The organism is Spirulina subsalsa CS-330, from assembly GCF_028330765.1.
GTDB classification, from domain to species: Bacteria; Cyanobacteriota; Cyanobacteriia; order Cyanobacteriales; family Spirulinaceae; genus Spirulina; species Spirulina subsalsa_A.
Genome location: NZ_JAQMTY010000109.1, coordinates 1 through 2,721, shown reverse-complemented (window position 1 = coordinate 2,721; position 2,721 = coordinate 1). Strand labels below are relative to the sequence as shown.

The window sequence follows — 2,721 nt, the reverse complement described above, 5'->3', positions numbered from 1 at the left end:
GGACATTCAGTGGACGTTAAACAGATGCTTGGGTCGGGGAATCTGGACGGGGTTTCAAGACAGAGATGACTTGAGACTAGACAAACCCAATGAAGCAAGAATCCCCCGTTATAATCTTTGATTTAACGGTGGGAGTGTCAAAGTTAGGGTTGAGCCGGTATGGTTCGCTATCACCCCTTCAGGATATTTTAGGAGTTTCTATGCAATCATCCCCGGAATCGATTATCTACCAAGGCCAATTTGGTGAATTCACGATCACCGACCATGACCGGCGCGAAGTGGTCGTCTATCGCACGGGGTTAGCGATCGCTGCCCTCAGTTTTGCCCTCGCGACGCTGCTCGTGACCACCCAAGCCCCCAGCCCCGGATTGTGGCAGCTTGTGACGGTTCTTTTTGCCCTGTTTACGGCGGGGTTGGGGGTGAGCTTGTGGTTTATTCATATTTATTTGCGGCCCTTACATCGGGCATTACAGGCATTTTGGGCCATTGGCACGATCGCCAGCGGTGCGATCGCCCTCACGTACCCCGAACCCCTCCCCCTCGCCCTCTACCATCACCCGCTGTTAATCCTCGGTGTGGGTTTCACCTTCGCCGCCCTCACAGGCATTTATTTCAAAGAGGCTTTTTGTTTTAACCGCCTCGAAACGAAACTCCTCACCCCCCTCGTGCCGCTCTTGCTCTTGGGGCATCTTTTCGGTGGCTTGCCCGTCGGAGTGGAACAGGGGTTGCTGATTATCTGGGCGGTGGGTTTCCTGGTCTTCAGTGGACGAAAAGTGGTGCAGGCGATTCCCCCCGATCTTGGGGATAAATCCGTTTTTGCAGAACTCCAACGCCAAGCCCAGGCCCGGAGTGCCGCGACATAGTTAAAATAGTGCTTTATGGTGGTGTCATGGCATAGCTAAAATTAGGCTTTACTGTAGGGTGGGTTAGGCGGCTGAAATTTATGCTATCCCTGCCATTTGACAATCCGCCGTAACCCACCGATTCAGGTGCGCCACGGCAGTAATGCATTCAATTCGGGTGAAAGAAAACGCCAATCTTAACCTAATCAAAATAAGTCATGGTTATCCTAGGGTTATTCGGCGTTGAGACTTCCATCTCTTGCCCAAGTTCAACCGATCGCACCTCAACGTACCAGAGGTCAGAGCGCCAAGGTTGCCATGATCTTGAGCCATGGAAATCAGCCGTTGCGTCGGGTAACAAGGGCGATGAATGGCTGTGATCGTCGAGGTTGGCAACGGGGGCATCGAATCCATTGGTTTCTAAAAGTCTGACATGACGTTGTGCGATCGCAATTGAGGAGTACGTTCCCTGGTGTCTGTTGTCTCGTCCCGCCGTTTTCGTGGTTCCACCGTGCCCTACGGGTTCCTCCAGAGCCTCCATTTAGCCGCAACGGTCGATCAATTGCCACTCGATGGCTTTTGCATCCCCATCACCACCAGCGGTCGTGATGTGGCCCAATCCCTCCATCTCCATCCCCAGCGTCCGGGGGTTATCCTCCTGCGGGATCAGAAATTTGTGGGCATGATTTCCCGGCGGCGTTTTTGGGAACAAATGAGTCGCCCCTACAGTTTGGAACTCTTTTCGCAGCGACCGATTCAGCATTTATATCAGTTCATTCAGTCCAAACCCTTACGCTTACCCGGTTCCACGTTGATTGTGGATGCCGCATGGCAAGCCCTACAGCGATCGCCCGACCATCTTTATGAGCCGCTCATTATTGAACTTGAGCCGGACAGCTATCGCCTGCTCGACATCCATCACCTCCTAATTGCCGACTCTTACATCCACCAACTGACGATTCAACTGCTGCAAGAGTCATCGCAACAGTTAGCCCAAGCCAACGAAAAATTCAAAACCCTCGCCACTCGCGACGGGTTAACCGGGATTAGCAATCGGCGGCAGTTTGATGAATCATTATTGCTGCTGTGGACGATGGCCACCGATCATCAGCACCCCATCACTCTGCTTTTGATGGATGTGGATTTTTTTAAGGCCTTTAATGACCACTATGGCCACCTGGCTGGCGACGATGCCCTGCGTCAGGTGGCCCAAACGATTCAGCAAACGGTGCAAGATCCTAACGCGGTCGTGGCTCGCTATGGGGGGGAAGAGTTTGCGGTGATTTTGCCCCAGTGCGATCGCGATCGGGCCATTGCCATCACCCAACAGATTCAAGCTCACATCAAAGCCCTGGCGATTCCCCACGCTCACTCCCTGGTCGCGCCCTACATCACCTTCAGCATTGGCATCGGCACGTTAGCCGTCCATCCCCAGGCCCAAACCATCCCGCAGCACCTGATTGCCGCTGCGGATAATGCCCTGTATCATGCCAAACAACAGGGGCGCGATCGCTACTGTGTCGATTCCCTGTCCCCCGAATATACCCATGGAATCCCTCACTCATCTTGACCTGACTAATCTCGGTCGCCTCCCCCTCACGCCAGACGAACGAGCCGCCCAGCACCACCACCGCCAGCGTCAGGCCAAAGCCGATGGCTACGCCCAACTCATCGAACTCTGTCGCTTGGGGGAAGTGGCGATGGCGACCCACCTGGCCGAGCAGCATCCAGGTTGGGGCTATGAAATCGTTGATGGTACTGTGATGGAAAGACTGCCACCCGATGCAACACGAGTGTTATGACCACGATTACCCTCAATCTTGACCATCTGACCCAGCTTGATCTGGAGCCGGTGACCCTTGCGATCGCGCCCCTCCTC

Annotated in this window: 3 protein-coding genes; all 3 read left to right on the top strand. The window is 54.2% G+C overall.

Translation table 11 applies throughout. The features are described 5' to 3' along the window. Positions 1-200: 200 nt before the first annotated feature. The 3 genes from PN477_RS07355 to PN477_RS07345 all read left to right on the top strand — a co-directional run bounded on the left by PN477_RS07355 (position 201) and on the right by PN477_RS07345 (position 2,644). Positions 201-863: a DUF2301 domain-containing membrane protein gene (locus PN477_RS07355; protein ID WP_272122012.1), complete on the top strand. Its 663-nt coding sequence runs from the start codon at positions 201-203 to the stop codon at positions 861-863. Between the two features lie 451 nt (positions 864-1,314). Beyond that, complete coding sequence (locus PN477_RS07350; RefSeq protein WP_272122010.1) at positions 1,315-2,412, top strand: diguanylate cyclase domain-containing protein; 1,098 nt, start codon at positions 1,315-1,317, stop codon at positions 2,410-2,412. Next, a complete protein-coding gene (locus tag PN477_RS07345; protein ID WP_272122008.1) occupies positions 2,390-2,644 on the top strand; it encodes a hypothetical protein in 255 nt (84 codons plus the stop codon). Before PN477_RS07350 ends, PN477_RS07345 begins: the two co-directional genes overlap by 23 nt. Positions 2,645-2,721 lie beyond the last annotated feature (77 nt).

Excerpts from the sequence above, each read along its gene's own strand:
- PN477_RS07355 (WP_272122012.1), top strand. The coding sequence starts at position 201 with ATGCAATCATCCCCGGAATCGATTATCTACCAAGGCCAATTTGGTGAA.
- PN477_RS07345 (WP_272122008.1), top strand. The coding sequence starts at position 2,390 with ATGGAATCCCTCACTCATCTTGACCTGACTAATCTCGGTCGCCTCCCC.